We start from the raw sequence: 17,244 nt of genomic DNA on the forward strand, positions 1-17,244 counted from the left end.
TTATTTTAACATAAAATTACATATTTTCCTTTTTTCTTTCGAAATTAATTAAAGGATTAACACTGTTATTTGGTATACTATTTCCCCTGCGATTTAAGATGTTTCTACACAAAAATAGAAGGTTTCACTTTATACTCAACATATGAATGAACAACCATTCATTTCGTGTTATGATAGCAAAAAAAGCATTGGGGTGCTGAGATGTTGTTTCATAAAAAGTTGGAGCGAGGTAATGTAGGAGACATTCATTTTGCGAACGGTTCGATCCAGTTTCAGTCGGTGAAACTAAATGTATATAGCTATGCAACAGATGGGATTGTTATTGATGCAGGCTCGAAATCATTTGCGAAACAGTTTCAAGCGTTTTTTGACGAGCAACAGATAGATGCACTGTATTGTACACATATTCATGAAGACCATACGGGTTGTGCGGCTTGGCTTCAGGATCAGCGCAAAGTACCAGTCTATATACACAAAAATTCGATTGCAGAGGCACTTAAAAAGGGAAAGTATCCATTATATAGACAGCTATTTTGGGGCATACGACCACCCTTTAACCCTTTACCAGTGCCAGAAACGTTTCATTCGCGTACGTTTAACTGGCAGAGTATTTTCACTCCAGGACATTCGGCTGATCATATTGCCTATTTGAATACGTCGACCGGCCAGCTATTCTCTGGTGATTTGTTCGTTCAGGTGAAAACAAAGGTCATAATGGATAGCGAATCCATTCCGCAAATAATCGAATCAATTGAGCATATCTTAACGTATGATTTTAAAGAAGTATTTTGTAATCACGCAGGATATATCAAGGACGGAAAAGAAAAGCTTCAGGAAAAGCTTGATTATTTGTATCATGTTACTGACGAAGTGAAGAAATTATATCAACAAGGTATGTCAGTACAGGAAATTCAGCAGCACTTTTTCCCGCGCAAGTACCAAATTACAACGTTTTCGTTAGGTCAATGGGACTCAAAGCATATAGTGACGTCAATTTTAGGATAGTAGAATAGTGTTTGACTTAGCTCTTGGGCTTGTTTTGTTCTGGATTGTCAATGCGGGCGAAGCGGAAGTCGCTGGAGTAACATTGAAAGAATTGAAAAACTCCCCACGCTATGATGAACATGTACTGAAAAGTCCGATAGCCAAAGGACCCTATCAAGTTAATACGATCACATATGGCAGTGAAAATAGTTACCGAAAAGAGTTTAACCAGAATGATTCTCTCTTTACAAAAACGGTGGTTGGTTATTTTCAGGATAGTTGAAGAAAGTTTAAAGAATTTAAAGTATTACGCCTGAAACATCCCCTTTCAATACTTCTTTTTCATTCTGGTTTTTGCATAAAAAGGTTGCAATAAAAGCTGTTCTATTATTTTCTTGCCTTTCGTATTTTTCAATTTTAAATTCACAAATTATTGTATCTCCAGTAAACACAGGTCTTAAAAACTCAAAATGCGTACTACGAGCCAGTACGTTATTATCTCCAGCTATTTTTGTTGGCAGAGTTGCCGTTAATAACCCTTGAATTACAAGTCTTCCCTGTTCATCTGGGATTATATGATGAATCCCTTCATCACCTGAAATCTCAGTAAATAATTCAACATCCCTTACTGTAAAAGTCCGTTCAAACGTAATTATATCTCCTGCTTTTAATGGCATTTAATTCTCCTCCTGAATGTTTTATACTGTATGATTAATAACAATGTGAATATTACATCAATATCAAACTTTCAAGGTAATATATTCCATGTAAATTAAAAAAATCCTTGTTTCACTAAACTGACCGTTAGTTGAAGAAGGATCAATAATATTGGTACTCAAAACGGCACTGAAATTGACAGTGGTTTTGGCCCGCTTTTTTAATTGTACAATACTTATTTTCCATTATAAAAATGATGTCCATTGCTATGTCAAAGTTAAAGAAATTACGCCAGAAACCTTGATAAATAAAAAAAAGACGTATGCCAATTCATACGTCAATTCTTGTGTCATTTATTAAGAAAGCACCCGAAAACGGAACCCTTTACATATACTGCCGGCTATAATTCCGGTTAATATACTAACAGTTAATACTTTTTTCATAAATATCTCCCCTTCTATCGCATTACTTTCTATATATATGGTAAAATTGATTTGTTATAAGAATGTTCTGACAAATAGAGTGGTATATAATGAAGAAAAAGTTATTAAACATCCTTGTCATACTAGCTATGTTTTTTGTATTTGTAGTTCCAAATGTAAGTGCAAGTGATCTAAATGTCGAACCGAGTTCATTAGATTCTTTTAAAGATGAGATCAGTAAGACTTCAGAAATATCAGATGAAAAACAGAAAAAGTTTTTTACTAATAAGATTAGAAACCTGCTAGAGGAAAATAACGGAAAATCATTAGGAAAAGAAAAAGCTAGCAGATAAGATTGATTTTTCAGGAGTAAAATTATTAAAATATGAAAATAATGATACATTTTCATACGTGGTCTCTATGCCTGTTATTTTAGAAAATAGTCACGAGTTTAGCAACGTTACGTTTGTTTTCGATAACAAAAAGAAATTTTTAAGTACATTAGAGCTTTATTTAACTGAAAACAAAGAAGGTTTTTTCAATATTACACAATATATGGACGGTGAAGAAAAAGTTAACTTGGACACGGACTTTCAATTTGAAACAGTGGAGGAGTTTAAAAACAATCAACCAGAGATCACGTTATTCGCTTTTGATATTGATTTCTTGGCAAGTTGTTTGGGAATTTCTGTTGGACTAGCTACTATAATCGCAAGTACTTGTGCTGTTGCTTGTTATTTTACAGATTAGGATGTGGAGCCTGCTTGGCTTTTGTAGCAGGATTTAATATAGGGGGAGGTATTGCGTGTTTCGCAGATGCGTGGAGATAAAAAACTAATTATATATTTTACTATTTATTTTGGAGTCACCGTCGTTGGAGTTTTACTTAAAAACATATGGTTATTACTAACCTCCATTTTATGTGTATTCTTTTTATTAATAAGACAAATAAAGGTTTATCGAAATCATAGAAAAAATTGACTGTAGATTTTAAGAATTAAAGACCTATTTGAACATTTACTAGATTAGAGAAGGTTGTCCAAAAGATTCAGAAGGGCCTGATTCTATTGGAGCCTTTTTTAAGTTTCTCTGAAAAGGTAAACAATAATTATCCTGTCTTTGTACACTAGAGGACTATATAACATAATCTTAGATAATTATTAACATAACTATTTGCATTGCTAGAACTTCCCTGAATAAACACTGCACGAAGGAAATGCGAATGCATTTTCGAGGAGCTCGAGCCTTCCACTCCAATCAACAACCAAATAGTATTATCAACACTGAACTTTAACACAACCAATATATAAGCTATAAGAGGTTTTGTTTTAAATATCTCGAATTCGAGATATTTATCTTGATTTCTCTTCAATTGAGTAGTAAAGTGATATTAAGGTTAACGATGGGGAGGGAAATGAAATGCGCAATAATACGTTGGGGTCATTAATCTGGTTGCGTTTAATGCGTTTTACGAACCATAGTAACCAGCTTTCGAATGAATTTTTAAAGCGCTTAGAATTAACTACAGCACAATTTGATGTGCTCGTGCAAATTCATGTATATCAGCCACTTACGCAGATAGAGTTAGCTGAAAAAGTAACAGTCACGCAAGGTGGCATTTCTCGTATGCTCGCACGGCTTGAGAAAGAAGACTATATTGTACGCAAGCAAGATTGGAAAACGAAAACAATTAGCTTAACGGAAAAAGGTGAAGCGATATTAGAAGAGGCTTTGCCAGCTCAACTAGCATTTCAAACGTCGTTTTTTGACGAAATATTAACCGAAGAAGAAACGAAAACATTGTACACGCTGATAACTCGTGTACATAAACATAGCCTAAAAAAAGAATTACCGCTTGAGTAATTTTTTTTACATTATCACTTGATTAATCAAGTTAAAAATAGGGAGGATTCATAATGTATAAAATTTCTGGACATCACCATATATCAATGTTTACAAAAAACGCTCAAATGAATAATCAATTTTATCAAAATGTGTTGGGCTTGCGGCGCGTTAAAAAGACTGTCAACCAAGATAACCCGTCTATGTATCACTTATTTTACGGAGATTTAACGGGAAGTGCAGGGACGGAGCTATCCTTTTTTGAAATGCCGATGGCGGGAAGAACGATTCGTGGCACAAATGCCATTACTCAAATTGGTTTACTAGTTCCATCATTTGAAAGTCTGGAATATTGGAAAAAGCGTTTTGAACAATTCGATGTTAAGCATGGAGAAATCACTACGTATACTGGCCAAGCTGCACTTCCATTTGAGGATACGGAAGGGCTACGTCTTGTTTTACTTAATAATAATGGCGAAGAGACACCCACATACTGGTCGGCATGGGAAGATTCCAGCGTTGATCTGGAGCAGCGTATTTTAGGGATGGGGACTGTGGAGATCACTGTACGTTATTTGAATCGAACGGCAAGAACTTTAAGGGATATGCTTGGCTATGTTGAAGTGGCTCGTTCAGATAAAGAGGCTATCTATCAGTCTGTTGCCGGTCAAGCATTTGGTGAAATTGTAGTGAAGGAGCAGGTGGGGCCGAGTGAAAAGCCAGGTCGGGGCAGCATTCATCATTTGGCGATTCGTGTGAAGAACGAGGAAGAGCTCAAGTATTGGGACGAAGTGGTGAAAGAATATGGTTTCCAATCAACTGGAGTTGTCGATCGTTTTTATTTCAAAAGCATATATTTCCGTGATTCGAATGGGATTTTATTTGAAATGGCGACAGATGGACCTGGATTTACGGTTGATTCAACGGTTGAAGCATTAGGAAAAAAATTAGATTTACCACCATTTTTAGAAGATAAACGTGCAGAAATTGAAGCAGGATTAAAACCAATTGATTAAAAGGGGTGGATGACAATGGAACAATATCGCATTGATCCAAATAAAGGACTTGAATTCGGTTTATATTCGATTGGTGATCATATACTAAATCCATTTACAGGAAGTCGTATTAGCGCTGAACAGCGTATTCATGAATTAGTCGAAGCGAGTAAGCTAGCAGATGAGGCAGGACTAGACGTATTTGCCGTCGGTGAAAGTCATCAAACACATTTTACAACCCAAGCACATACGGTCATTTTAGGGGCAATTGCACAAGCGACGAAAAATATTAAAATTGCCAGCTCGGCAACGGTGTTAAGTACGTCAGACCCCGTTCGTGTGTATGAAGATTTTGCGACATTAGATTTAATTTCAAGAGGTCGAGCTGAAATTGTTGCGGGGCGTGGCTCAAGAATTGGGGCATATAGCTTGCTTGGCTATGATGTCCGTGATTATGAGGAATTATTTGAAGAAAAAATGGAACTTTTAATGAAGTTAAATAACGAGAATAGAATAACGTGGGAAGGAAAATTTCGTGCGCCACTAGAAAATGCATATATTCTTCCACAGCCCCAAAATGGTTATATGCCGATTTGGCGTGCTGTAGGTGGCCCACCGGCAAGTGCCATTAAAGCAGGTGATGCAGGTGTACCAATGATGCTGACGACGCTTGGTGGTCCAGCCATTAATTTTAAAATTTCTGTAGATGCGTATCGTGAGGCATTAGAGCGAAGTGGCTTTGACTCAAGCAAACTGCCAATTGCCACAACAAGCTTATTTTACACAGCAGAAAATTCACAGGACGCCCTTCGTGAATACTATCCACACATCAATACAGGCATGCGGGCTTTAAGAGGCGGAGGTTATCCAAAGCAACAATTTGAAGAAGCAATTGACTATCGTGATGCTTTAATGGTAGGCAGCCCGCAGCAAATCATTGAAAAAATGCTCTATCAATATGAGTTATACGGACAACAAAGATTCATGGCCCAAATTGACTTTGGTGGCGTGCCATTCAATAAAATTGCGAAAATTATTGAACTGATTGCAACAGATATCCTGCCAGCAATCAAGAAACATACAGCAAAAAAATAAAGTGAAGAATTAATGAAAAAAATATTTCTCATTCTAAAGTTGTAGACGTTTATCATCCCATTTTAGTAACAGCCTTCCTCCGACCTTCCGATGTTGCCGTTGCTTTCTTTTTCTAAAATAAAAGTAAGAAAAATAAAGAAAGCGAGAGATTCATATGAACAAAAAAACGGTTGTCATGATTACTGGAGCGTCAAAAGGCCTTGGAAGAGCACTGACATTGGAATTTGCAAAACAAGGGATGCGGCTTGCCATTTGTGCAAGAGGGGAAGGACTGTTGCGTGAGGTAGAGCAAGAAGCACGGGAGCTCGGCGCTGAAGTTATCGCAATAAGTGCTGATAGTACTGACGTAAAGGATGTTAATCGTTTCGTATCGATTGTAGAAGAAGCATTTGGAAGCATAGATGTCCTAATTAATAATGCATCAATATTTGGACCGGGGCCTACGCTGCTGGCTGATTATCCAGATCATGACTTTGCTGAAGTGCTTCGGGTGAATGTGTTGAATCCTTTCCTTGTCACGAAGCGTGTATTACCAGGCATGTTAACCCGTAATAAAGGACGAATTCTTAATGTAACATCGGAAGCAGGAAAAACAGGATTTGCCGAATGGGGAGCGTATGGTATTTCTAAGTTTGCTGTGGAAGGCCTAACACAAACATGGGCTGATGAATTGCAAGATACAGGTGTTAGTATGGGGATGGTGGACCCAGGGGAAATGGATACGGAGATGCATGAGATTGCGGTTCCGGATTGTGATTATGAACTAGGTGACCCGAATGAGGTTGCAAAAGTATTTGTTCACCTTGCATTAGATGAAATGATTGAAGTGAATGGGAAGCGGTTTGAAGCACAGACCTTTTTACAAGAGAAGAGGGATGTGCTATGACGGCAACTGTTCATTCCTTCCAAGTACCTGAGTATTTAAATGCGAGTGTCCCTGCAGAATATAGAGGGATACAACGGGATCAAGTCCGATTAATGACACTCGATACCGCTACTGGAGACAGCTCCCATCACTATTTTTATCAGCTCGATTCTTGCTTGCGTAAGGGAGATTTGCTTGTACTAAATAATAGTCGAACTCTTCCGGCAGTGTTAAAAGGAAAACAAGGAAAGCAAACGATAGAAATTCGTTTATCCCGAAAAGTATCTGATACGGAATGGGAAGCACTTATTGTTGGTGGAGTAGTGACTGTAGGAGAAATAATAGATTTATCTGGGGATTTAACAGCGACGATTACAGGGCTAGGTATGGAGGCACCTTTGATTATTCTCTCCTTTTCAAAGAGCGGATTAGATTTATACGATGCGATTTATCGTTACGGGGAGCCGCTGCACTATGAATATATTGAAACACCTTGGCCGTTAGAAATGTATCAAACAGTTTATGCTTCTGTCCCAGGCTCCGTGGAAATGCCTTCTGCTGGAAGAGCTTTTTCCTGGAAGCTTCTCAATAAGTTGAAGCAAAGAGGCGTGAACATCGCTTATCTTCAGCTTCATGCGGGCTTAAGCTATTACGGAAACGACCGTTGGCCTAATCCAAGTAAACATTTTGAGGAATTTTGCGTTCCAGAAGAAACAGCAGAACTAGTAAACAAAACGAAAAAAAGTGGCGGACGTGTCATCGCAGTAGGAACGACAGTCGTTCGGGCACTTGAAACAGCTGTCAATGCCGCTGGAAATGTTGAAACACAGAAAGGGATAACAAGTCTTTATATTCAAAAAGGATACCCGCTGAAAGCGGTCGATGGACTTATTACAGGTTTCCATGAACCGGAAGCCAGTCATCTGGATCTGCTGACAGCCTTTATAGATAAAGATTTTTTGATGAATGCATATAAAGAAGCATTAAATGCTGGCTATCTTTGGCATGAGTTTGGTGATATGAATTTGATTTTGCCGCTGGATGATAAAAAATGAAATGGCATCATGCAGGTATTCAAGTTCGAAATTTAGAGGATTCCATCCAGTTTTATAAAAGGATGTTTGATTTTACAATAGAGCAATATCTTACATTACCCGGTGAGAAAATCGCATTTCTTAAAAAAGAAGATATCCGAATTGAATTAATTGAATCAGAGGAAAGTCTAGTAGCGTTTAGTTCTATCCACATTTCGTGGCAAGTGGAAGAATTAGAAATTTGGATGAAGAAGCTGAAAAGTAAGGGGCTCTATCCATCAGAAGGACCTATTAAGCTGGAAAATGGGTGGGTTGCCGTTTTTTATGATGGACTTGATAACGAGATAATCGAATTGATTCAGGAAGAAGGAAAAGGATTTTGCAATACCGTTTAAGGAAGTTACTAAGTAAACAAAGAGCGAGTGGAGAAAAAATTAATATTTTTCTTCCTCGCTCTTATTTTAGTATAATTTTATAGGCAATTCCTTAGATTGATATTCCTGCTTCATTGATTATGACACTATTCTTTTAAGGTAAACATCTATTTTTTTTTGTATAATATGAAGCCATAGGTATTGATTCAGTGATTTAATAGAAGTATTAACCTGTATAGGAATGATAGAGAGGCTAAGAATACCTCAAAGGATCAAATGTTAAACTATTAACATGATGGTAAAGTCAGAAAAAATGGAGAGAGAGTAATGAAAAAATATAAAACTTTATTATTTGATGTTGATGATACACTGTTAGATTTTGGTGCGGCAGAAAGATTAGCATTGAGATTGCTTTTTGAAGAGCAAAATTTTTCCTTAACCCCTGAAATCGAGGAGAAATATAAGAAAATTAATCAAGGTTTATGGAGATCCTTTGAAGAAGGAAAACTAAATCGTGATGAGGTTGTGAACACACGCTTTTCTATTTTATTTAAGGAATATGGAAAAGAGGTTGATGGGGCCTTCCTTGAAAGAAATTATCGTACCTACTTGGAACAAGGGCATCAGCTTATAAGTGGTGCCTTTGAATTAATAGCAGACCTTCATAACCATTATGACTTATTTATTGTGACAAATGGTGTTTCCAAGACTCAGGATAAGCGTCTGCGTGATTCAGGATTATATCCGCTGTTTAATGAAATTTTTGTTTCGGAGGACACCGGTTACCAAAAGCCGATGAAGGAATTCTTTGATTATGTCTTTGAGCGAATTTCTAATTTTGATGTGGAACAAACATTAATTATTGGGGATTCCTTAAGTGCGGATATTATAGGTGGTCATCAAGCTGGTATAGACACATGTTGGTTTAATCCAGAAATGAAACCGAATAACACAGGCATTATTCCAACCTATCAGATTCAAAAACTGGAGGAGCTTTATCACATTTTAGCCGTAAAAGAAAATAGAATTGGCATCTGTAATTAAATGTGAATGAAGCATTATTAACTTTAATAAGATGGGTTAAATGTGTTCAGAAAGAAATTAGTTATTATGATAGTAGGCTATCTGAAATTTGCTAGAACTGAAAAGGGTGAATGATATCTAATTCACCCTTGAAATATTTTTTACCTATTAGTCGGCCGCTCTAGCGTTAATATTTCATCTTCAAGTGAAGAAAATTGCTGTTCCACAACATGTTTGACATCTAAGACAGCAGCGTTATAGAAATGTGGAGCAAGTGACTCCTTAACGAACTCTAACACTCTTTCTGCAGCAAATTCAGTTATTTCTTCATCCCTTTCTTGCGAAAAGAAATATTGAATGTCAGATATCATTAATTGATGCTGCTCTTTTGTAAGTTTTAAAAACATAGTGAACACTCCTTCAAGAAATTTATTACTGTAACTATACATGTGGAATTCAGAAAATTACAGGCTGTTTTTTCTTGAAATAGTATGTACATGTGTATTGGTCCTATAACAATCGGGTGCATTCCACTATGAATGCACCTCGACTATCAGCCGATAAGGAATTGTTTTTAGTCGTTTATACATTTTTTTAAATTAAGAATTGCTTGTAAATGAATTCCTTCGTGAAAAATAGTGCGAATTAATACTTGTTCAATGGTATGCATCCCCATTTCAGTTGGAGGGAACTCTTCTTCTAATCGATCACCGTAAATTTCTTTTATTTGGGATGGTTGTCTTTGTAGTAAGCTCTTTAGCTCTTCTAATGAAGGTGTCTCAGGAGTAAAGTTGGCTGGAGAGGTTCCATATCCAAACCAAGAATGAAATTGTTTAGGCACATCAGCTTTTTCTTTTGTTACTGCTTGAATCCATAAATATTGGTCCAGATAAATATGGCCCAGGTTCCAGCGGATATTATTGTTGAAACCCTTTGGAATAATGTCGGCTTGCTCCTCTGAAACGTTCTCTAATACACCTGAAATTTCGCTTCGATAGCTCTCTAGCTGATTAAACAATACTACGTGACGTTCGTTCATAGCATTCACTCCTTAAAATTTGATAGAAATGTATTCTGTAATAAAAATCGTTTTTCCTGCTAAAGGTATAGAAAATAAACAAAATACGAAAATAAAAGGCCCTTCCGAAATTGAACGGAGGGCTTTTTGGTATCTATGAAGTATATGACTATTCATTGTGTAGTTCTTTTAATTTTGCTTTGGATGGTGTTTTATATTCCACATAGCCTTTGAGATTCGTTATGTAGCAGTCTCCGCCAAGGCCATATTGTCCGCCGAATTTATTATCGTACCTATACACACGATATTGTTCACCAGGCTTTAAAACTCTAACGAATTGCAATTTATCATCTTGACGTTTCCAAAGGTTAATCGGTTTTGAAATTGATACTTTACCAATCTGGCCTTTTTTCATTAATAAGCCATCCCAGTATACTTTTGGTGTTGGCTTTTGTACATCTGGCTTATCCTCTTCTGGTTTGTTGCTTTCTTCGGGCTTAGAATTAATGCTGCCAGTTTTCACCCATTTGGCAATGTCTGAAATAAATTGTTGTGAGACATTGCTAGGTGTCATATACTCTGTTTGTCCATTTGGCTGGCCAGGGAAGTCTGCCAGCATATGATACATATCTGGATATATTTTATACTCTACGTTGTCTCTTTGTTTAAGCTCTGTTTTCCAGCTGTCAAGCTCTGAAGCTGGCACTTGAATATCTTTGCCACCCTGTAAAAGTAGTGTCGGTACAGTTTGCTCTTTAGCAAGCTCAGCTGGGATATAGTCACGGATATCGAACCACCAGTAAGGATTGCCTATTTTGAATACAGCAGGCAGATTTTCTTTTGAATATTTAGGATCATTAAGCAAAGCTAATGACTCTTTCAAAGGTGCAAATTGTTCCATCATTGCTTCTATTTGCTCTTTAGACATATTCATTTTCTCGGCTCTTTCCACTGCTTGGTCCAATTGCCATAGCAGTAAATCTTGAAACTTCCCTGCTGGCCCTGCTGCTCCGATAACACCTTTAATATCTTGTTTCTTATCATTATTGATAATAAGTGGAAGAGCAAAAGCACCTTGGCTGTGTCCTAGAACAAAGATATTTTTAGAATCAATTTCTGGCAGTGACTTTAATTTTTCCACAGCTAGATTTGCATCAAGTACTGTTTCCTCTTGAATGGAAAACATAGGCTTCAAACTGGATTTGATCGGATGAACTTTTGTTCTTTTATCATAACGAAGAACAGCTACACCCTCATTGGCAAGTCCAACGGCGATATCACGGAAAGGCTTTATCGAGTACATCGTTTCATCCATGTCATGAGCACCAGAACCATGAACGAGTACAACGACAGGAAACGGGCCTTTCCCCTTTGGAATTGTTAGTACTCCAGGCAGGGAAAACTCTCCTTCGCCGATGGTTATTTGTTTTTCAGTATAGTTTTCTGGGTGATTATATGATGGATTTAAGAAGTTGTTTGGTTGATAGACCATATCAGTATAAAACTCATCTACCTTCCCCTCACTATTAAAAAGGATAACAAGCTCAAAAGGTCCTTTCTCCGCTGTCATAGAGAACGTAGCTTTCGTGTGTACTCCATCAATCTTTAAATCTTTGAACTTTGTTTCTATGATTTTTCCGTATGAGTTTAATAGGTTTGTCCAATAGCTGTTTAAAAGGTCTTTGGATAAAACGGATTGAAGGTTTTTACTTAATTGCTGATAGGCCGCATCCCAGTTGTTTGCTCTAGCAAGCTCAACAAACTCTTTCGCTCTTTGTTCATAATCAATTTCTTTGATAGTTTCTTCAGCAGAAACACGATGTTCGTCTATAGAAAAACTGCTTACTACACCAGTTAATCCAAGTGAACTTGCTAACACTAATGAACTAATTGTTTTTGCTACTTTTTTCCCCAATTTATTCTCCTCCTGTTTAGGAGCCAAAAAGACTCCCTCTTAATGTTCTAATAGTTATACGAATAAAAAAGGGAAATAGTTCAAATTTTTATAGAAAAATTAAAATATTTTTAAAATTCTCGCCTTTTTCACCTCAACTATAAGTGTAACATTGTACTAATTAAAGGTAAGAGTTTTTTGATGACGGGGGAGAATTGGTCAATAATTAAGAATTTTTTTCTTAACTTAATGACAATGTGAAGTAAATGGTAAGTATTTTTCTTTTATTCATAGAAATTAACAGTTCAATTAAAAATAGATAACTATTAAATTAAACCACAAGTTTTTAAGAATAGTTTATTTATAATGAAATTGTTTGGTCATAACGAATTAGCCCGGGTTCGTTTAACTTTTTAATTGACTTAACATCTTGATTAATATAAAGAATTATTTTCTTGATAGATTTTGGTGATTTGTCAAATTTATTCACTATTGTGAAAAAACATTTCAGCCTTAATATCTATAAAACCTCTCATTGTGAGTAGGGCAATCTCATTAATATAAGTAATATTTTTCCTTCTTGATTCGACACTTTGCCTTAAAATGTGTAGGTATTTTTCATTATTTTACCATTTTTTCTACACAAAAACCATTTTATATATGAAAATGTAAATGATTGCAGCGGTATAAAAATAACGTTACTTATGTTAAAAAAGGGGGGTATTGTGGATACTTAAGTTTCATTTTAGTTCATGGTATGTGTTATCTTTCCTGTGCTCCATTTATTCCATTGTTTACCGTGGTTTCGTGAACAAAATGAAGGCATTAAACAAAACCTGGAAATAAAAAGGGGATTAGCATCTTAGTTCACTGTTACAACGAACAGGGAATTATAGAAACTTCGATTAAAAGCATAAATCATTATCTTATTCTCAATTTGAAGTTATTTAAATCAATGATGGGTCAACGGACGACACCATGTTTCTATTGAATAAATAACTTAAGCTCAACTAGTTAATTAGTGTAATTAAATGGTTGGAGAGTTTTTTGTAAAAGATGAAAAATTACAAGTAAGAAAGGAAAAAGAAGAAATGGCCCTCATAGTTATATGTGCATTATTTTTGCTTGGTTACGGCATATGGGAACAACGCTGTCATCAGAAGCGACTTGACTCCATTCCAATCCGTGTAAATGTTAACGGTATCCGAGGAAAATCAACTGTAACTCGACTTATTACAGGTGTTATTCAAGAAGCTAATTATAAGACAGTGGGTAAAACAACTGGTACATCAGCAAGAATGATCTATTGGTTTACAGATGAAGAAAAACCGATAAAGCGTAGACCAGAAGGTCCTAACATTGGGGAACAACGCCGTGTAGTAAAAGAAGTGTCAGACTTAGAAACAGAAGCACTTGTCTGTGAATGTATGGCTGTTCAGCCTGACTATCAATTAACCTTTCAAAATAAGATGATCCAAGCAAACATCGGTGTTATCGTTAACGTTTTGGAGGACCACATGGATGTAATGGGACCTACATTAGACGAGGTTGCAAAAGCTTTTACAGCGACTATTCCATATAATGGTCATTTAATTACAATCGAAAGCGAATATTTAGAGTTGTTTAATCAAATTGCAGCTGAACGTAACACAAAAGTTGTTGTGGCTGATAACTCAAAAATTCCAGAGAAATTCCTGCGGCAATTTGACTATATGGTATTCCCGGATAACGCATCCCTTGCTTTGGCGGTTGCAGAAGCACTAGGTATTGATGAAGAAACAGCGTTCCGTGGCATGTTAAATGCACATCCGGATCCAGGGGCAATGCGTATTACTAGAATCGGGGACAAAGTAAATCCATCATTCCTTGTAAATGGCTTTGCCGCAAACGATGCTTCATCTACCTTAAGAATCTGGGAGCGTGTAAGCACGTTGGGATATAGCACAGAATCTCCTATCGTCATTATGAACTGTCGTCCAGACCGTGTAGATCGTACTGAACAATTCGCACGAGACGTACTCCCTTATATAAAAGCTGAAGTAGTAATTGCAATCGGAGAGACAACAGCACCGATTACAGAAGCTTTTGAACAAGGCAAATTAGATACGAAAGAGTATTGGAATTTAGAGGAATGGACAACAGATGAGATTATGGATCGTCTTCGTCCATACTTGAAAGGCCGTGTCGTATACGGTGTAGGAAACATTCACGGTGCAGCAGAGCAGTTAATTGACGTTATTATGGAACTAAAAATAGTGCAAAAAGCCAGCTAAATAGGAGGAACATCAATGTTTGGATCAGATTTATATGTAGCACTGGTGCTAGGAGTTACACTAAGCCTTATTTTTACGGAAAAAACAGGCGTATTGCCAGCAGGGCTTGTTGTACCCGGGTATTTAGCGTTGGTTTTTAATCAGCCAGCAGTTATGTTAGTAGTATTTTTGATTAGTATATTAACATATTTGATTGTAACTTATGGGGTATCAAGATGGGTTATTTTATATGGAAGAAGAAAATTTGCAGCGATGCTGATTACAGGAATTTCTTTAAAGCTGATATTTGATTACTTTTACCCTGTTATGCCGTTCGAAATCTTTGAATTCCGCGGCATTGGAATTATCATACCAGGATTGATAGCGAACACGATTCAAAAACAAGGGATGCCATTAACAATTGGCAGTACGCTTCTATTATCCGGTTTAACATTCGGTATTTTGAACGTATATTACTTGTTCTGAGGTGTATGAATATGAAGCGAAATTTAAATTTCAAAGAAAAACTACTCATTTTCATTAAGAAAACAAAGTATAAAAATCTCAAGTACGCAGCGATTATAACTCCCATTCTAATCTTATCGTTAGTGATAACAACATGGATGGGGCGAACTGAGGAAGTTGAAAATGTGGAGCCACTAAAAGATCAAAAACTTACTATGACAATGGTAGGGGATGTTATGCTGGGACGACATGTTGAAGAAGTCATTAAACAGCACGGAGCGGATTATCTATTCCGATATGTGAAGCCTTATTTTGATAACTCAGAGTATGTAAGCGGAAATTTAGCAACTCCTATTTTAAAAGATGAGGTATCAAACTACTCAGAAGCTGACAAAAGTATTCATTTGCATACGGACTCAAGCGCAATACAGGCTGTTAAAAATGCAGGATTCACTGTCATGAACTTGGCAAATAACCACGTGATGGATTATAAAGAAAAAGGTTTACTAGACACACTTGATACATTCGAAAGCTCTAATATGGATTATGTGGGAGCTGGAAAGAACCGAAAAGACGCTAAGGAACAAATCAACTATCAGGATGTAAACGGCGTTCGAGTTGCAACCTTAGGATTTACTGATGAGTTTGTTTCAGGTGACATTGCAACAAAGGAACAAGGCGGTGTATTAAGTGCCAATCCAGACGTGTTTTTTGAAATGATTGCAAAAGCGAAAGATCCTAAACAAGGAAACGCAGATTTAGTTGTGGTGAATGTACATTGGGGACAAGAATATGATACAGATACGAGCCCTCGTCAAAAAGCGCTGGCAAAAGCGATGGTAGATGCAGGGGCAGACATCATCATTGGACATCACCCTCACGTACTTCAATCTTTTGATATATATAAACAAGGAGTTATTTTCTACAGCTTAGGTAACTTTGTATTTGATCAAGGCTGGACACGTACAAAAGATACGGCAATGGTACAATACAACCTAGAAGATAATGGGAAAGCCACGATCGATGTAGTGCCATTACAAATTGAAGAAGCAACACCAAGACCAGCAACAGGCTATTTAGAGAAGGAGCGAATTTATCGCCAATTAACGAAGGAAACTACGGAAAATGTACTTTGGTCCGAGAAGGAAGATAAGTTGCAGATTATTGTGAACCATAAGCATGTAATAGATCACATGAAAAAGCGCGAACAAAATGAGGAAGGATCGTAAGAAACCTAAATCCGGAGCGGCCTTATTTTTCGACTACCGCGAAACATCTCCGGACACTGAAAGAGAAGCTATCTCAGGTGTTCCGGGCTTAGTAGCCAGCATGCAGTATGCGCAGAATAAATATGGAAAGTTAACGATGAAAACTTTGCTATAACCAGCGATTCACTATTCTGAAAATGGATTTGAAGTAAATCAGGGGTTAACAATGCACTTGGCGAATGCTAAATCAAGAGTTTACTCAAGTAAGACCAGCTTGTTTTATCCTAACAACAAAGCAATTGATTCCCTTTAAAGCGCCAACCGTGCTGAAAAAACAAGGGAAAGAGACAATCGGAATCGGCTCGCCGGGCGGAAACATTCCTTAAATACTGATGTAGGTCATTTACGAGCACTTGGACTTCTCCGTAATACATAGGTGAAAACTTTTGATAAGGGGATAAGAAAATGAAAGTAGTAAAAAGCGTAACAAAATGGATTTTACCTATTGTGATTATAGGTGCACTACTTTTAACAATGAATGCTTTTAAACGTACAGATACATTAACACCTGATGAACAACAGAAAATTAATCAAAATACAAATGTAAAAAATGGGGCTGTTTGATAAGTCCCTAAAAGTAAAGCAGCTAAGGAAAACGAAACACTTTTCTTTAGCTGCTTTTTTATATGGAGAATTTTTCAGGAAAGTAGCTAGGCGAAGCCCTGCTACTTTCAATATGTTGTGGGCTAATGCCACAATCCCAAACTCGACATTACTTTATCGAGGCCCCGCAAGGAAAACCTGCGGAACGACCGATTACCCTTGATGTGACCGAACACACTTTCCACCGACTTTGCGTTGAGCGTAGATAGTTGCTTTTTCATCACATTCAAGGGCTGTTTTTGCCTTTGCTTTCATTTCTACAAAGACCGTATTCCAGTAAACTTGACGATTCCTGTTACGATCGCCAAAGGTTTCGTTCTGTTCATTATATTTAGCTAGTCGGGGCAAGAAATTCTCCCGAATCAGCTTTAAAGGTTTCTGTTTCTGGAAGAAGTGTCATTTGCGTGTTATAATTTTCAGTAGTAATCTTCGGATTGCACATAAAAAAATCGT

Annotated in this window: 20 protein-coding genes; 15 read left to right on the forward strand and 5 right to left on the reverse strand. The window is 36.9% G+C overall.

All coding sequences use genetic code 11. The annotated features are described in order from the left end of the window. Positions 1 to 201: 201 nt before the first annotated feature. Positions 202 to 1,005: an MBL fold metallo-hydrolase gene (locus KHA94_RS09680; protein WP_213101907.1), complete on the forward strand. Its 804-nt coding sequence runs from the start codon at positions 202 to 204 to the stop codon at positions 1,003 to 1,005. Positions 1,006 to 1,012: 7 nt separating this feature from the next. Continuing rightward, positions 1,013 to 1,267 carry a hypothetical protein gene (locus KHA94_RS09685; protein ID WP_213101908.1) on the forward strand — a complete coding sequence of 85 codons (255 nt, stop codon included), beginning with the start codon at positions 1,013 to 1,015 and terminating at the stop codon, positions 1,265 to 1,267. Positions 1,268 to 1,283: 16 nt separating this feature from the next. Here KHA94_RS09685 and KHA94_RS09690 read toward each other — a convergent pair whose 3' ends face one another. Beyond that, positions 1,284 to 1,661, reverse strand: coding sequence for a hotdog family protein (locus tag KHA94_RS09690; protein ID WP_213101909.1), 378 nt, complete (start codon positions 1,659 to 1,661; stop codon positions 1,284 to 1,286). A 512-nt stretch (positions 1,662 to 2,173) separates the two neighbouring features. On the opposite strand from KHA94_RS09690, the gene KHA94_RS09695 reads away from it, so the two are divergent. From KHA94_RS09695 to KHA94_RS09735, 9 genes are all read left to right on the forward strand, one after another. After that, on the forward strand, positions 2,174 to 2,416 hold the full coding sequence (locus tag KHA94_RS09695) for a hypothetical protein (RefSeq protein ID WP_213101910.1): 243 nt from the start codon (positions 2,174 to 2,176) through the stop codon (positions 2,414 to 2,416). A gap of 67 nt (positions 2,417 to 2,483) precedes the next feature. Further along, positions 2,484 to 2,813 carry a hypothetical protein gene (locus KHA94_RS09700; protein ID WP_213101912.1) on the forward strand — a complete coding sequence of 110 codons (330 nt, stop codon included), beginning with the start codon at positions 2,484 to 2,486 and terminating at the stop codon, positions 2,811 to 2,813. A gap of 669 nt (positions 2,814 to 3,482) precedes the next feature. Further along, on the forward strand, positions 3,483 to 3,926 hold the full coding sequence (locus KHA94_RS09705) for a MarR family winged helix-turn-helix transcriptional regulator (RefSeq protein WP_213101913.1): 444 nt from the start codon (positions 3,483 to 3,485) through the stop codon (positions 3,924 to 3,926). A gap of 53 nt (positions 3,927 to 3,979) precedes the next feature. Beyond that, positions 3,980 to 4,921 (forward strand): ring-cleaving dioxygenase, encoded by a 942-nt coding sequence (locus tag KHA94_RS09710; RefSeq protein ID WP_213101914.1) that lies wholly within the window; start codon positions 3,980 to 3,982, stop codon positions 4,919 to 4,921. Between the two features lie 15 nt (positions 4,922 to 4,936). Further along, the gene (locus tag KHA94_RS09715; RefSeq protein WP_213101915.1) at positions 4,937 to 5,995 is read left to right on the forward strand and encodes an LLM class flavin-dependent oxidoreductase; all 1,059 of its coding nucleotides are present in this window, start codon (positions 4,937 to 4,939) and stop codon (positions 5,993 to 5,995) included. A 154-nt stretch (positions 5,996 to 6,149) separates the two neighbouring features. Next, positions 6,150 to 6,881, forward strand: coding sequence for an SDR family NAD(P)-dependent oxidoreductase (locus KHA94_RS09720; protein ID WP_213101916.1), 732 nt, complete (start codon positions 6,150 to 6,152; stop codon positions 6,879 to 6,881). After that, a complete protein-coding gene (locus KHA94_RS09725; RefSeq protein ID WP_213101917.1) occupies positions 6,878 to 7,915 on the forward strand; it encodes an S-adenosylmethionine:tRNA ribosyltransferase-isomerase in 1,038 nt (345 codons plus the stop codon). Before KHA94_RS09720 ends, KHA94_RS09725 begins: the two co-directional genes overlap by 4 nt. Further along, the gene (locus KHA94_RS09730) at positions 7,912 to 8,289 is read left to right on the forward strand and encodes a VOC family protein (RefSeq protein ID WP_213101918.1); all 378 of its coding nucleotides are present in this window, start codon (positions 7,912 to 7,914) and stop codon (positions 8,287 to 8,289) included. The genes KHA94_RS09725 and KHA94_RS09730 overlap by 4 nt, the downstream gene beginning before the upstream one ends. Before the next feature lie 306 nt (positions 8,290 to 8,595). After that, positions 8,596 to 9,312 (forward strand): YjjG family noncanonical pyrimidine nucleotidase, encoded by a 717-nt coding sequence (locus tag KHA94_RS09735; protein ID WP_213101919.1) that lies wholly within the window; start codon positions 8,596 to 8,598, stop codon positions 9,310 to 9,312. Between the two features lie 140 nt (positions 9,313 to 9,452). Here the strand turns inward: KHA94_RS09735 and KHA94_RS09740 are convergent, their stop codons facing one another. The 3 genes from KHA94_RS09740 to KHA94_RS09750 form a co-directional block, all read right to left on the reverse strand. Next, a complete protein-coding gene (locus KHA94_RS09740; RefSeq protein WP_057773739.1) occupies positions 9,453 to 9,698 on the reverse strand; it encodes a DUF2164 domain-containing protein in 246 nt (81 codons plus the stop codon). A 167-nt stretch (positions 9,699 to 9,865) separates the two neighbouring features. Next, on the reverse strand, positions 9,866 to 10,330 hold the full coding sequence (locus tag KHA94_RS09745; protein WP_213101920.1) for a DinB family protein: 465 nt from the start codon (positions 10,328 to 10,330) through the stop codon (positions 9,866 to 9,868). A gap of 148 nt (positions 10,331 to 10,478) precedes the next feature. After that, the gene (locus tag KHA94_RS09750) at positions 10,479 to 12,224 is read right to left on the reverse strand and encodes an alpha/beta hydrolase (RefSeq protein WP_213101921.1); all 1,746 of its coding nucleotides are present in this window, start codon (positions 12,222 to 12,224) and stop codon (positions 10,479 to 10,481) included. Positions 12,225 to 13,294: 1,070 nt separating this feature from the next. Here KHA94_RS09750 and pgsB point away from each other — a divergent pair. The 4 genes from pgsB to KHA94_RS09770 all read left to right on the forward strand — a co-directional run bounded on the left by pgsB (position 13,295) and on the right by KHA94_RS09770 (position 16,752). After that, positions 13,295 to 14,476 (forward strand): poly-gamma-glutamate synthase PgsB, encoded by a 1,182-nt coding sequence (pgsB, locus tag KHA94_RS09755; RefSeq protein WP_213102268.1) that lies wholly within the window; start codon positions 13,295 to 13,297, stop codon positions 14,474 to 14,476. Between the two features lie 15 nt (positions 14,477 to 14,491). Next, positions 14,492 to 14,941: a poly-gamma-glutamate biosynthesis protein PgsC gene (gene pgsC / locus KHA94_RS09760; protein ID WP_213101922.1), complete on the forward strand. Its 450-nt coding sequence runs from the start codon at positions 14,492 to 14,494 to the stop codon at positions 14,939 to 14,941. Between the two features lie 11 nt (positions 14,942 to 14,952). After that, entirely contained in the window at positions 14,953 to 16,149 is a 1,197-nt protein-coding gene (locus tag KHA94_RS09765; protein ID WP_213101923.1) for a CapA family protein, read from the forward strand. A 444-nt stretch (positions 16,150 to 16,593) separates the two neighbouring features. Then, on the forward strand, positions 16,594 to 16,752 hold the full coding sequence (locus KHA94_RS09770) for a CapE family protein (RefSeq protein ID WP_213101924.1): 159 nt from the start codon (positions 16,594 to 16,596) through the stop codon (positions 16,750 to 16,752). A gap of 192 nt (positions 16,753 to 16,944) precedes the next feature. On the opposite strand, the gene KHA94_RS09775 is transcribed toward KHA94_RS09770, so the two are convergent. Beyond that, on the reverse strand, positions 16,945 to 17,139 hold the full coding sequence (locus KHA94_RS09775; RefSeq protein WP_213101925.1) for a hypothetical protein: 195 nt from the start codon (positions 17,137 to 17,139) through the stop codon (positions 16,945 to 16,947). Between the last annotated feature and the right edge of the window lie 105 nt (positions 17,140 to 17,244).

Source organism: Cytobacillus citreus (assembly GCF_018343665.1).
Lineage (GTDB): Bacteria > Bacillota > Bacilli > Bacillales > Cytobacillaceae > Cytobacillus > Cytobacillus citreus.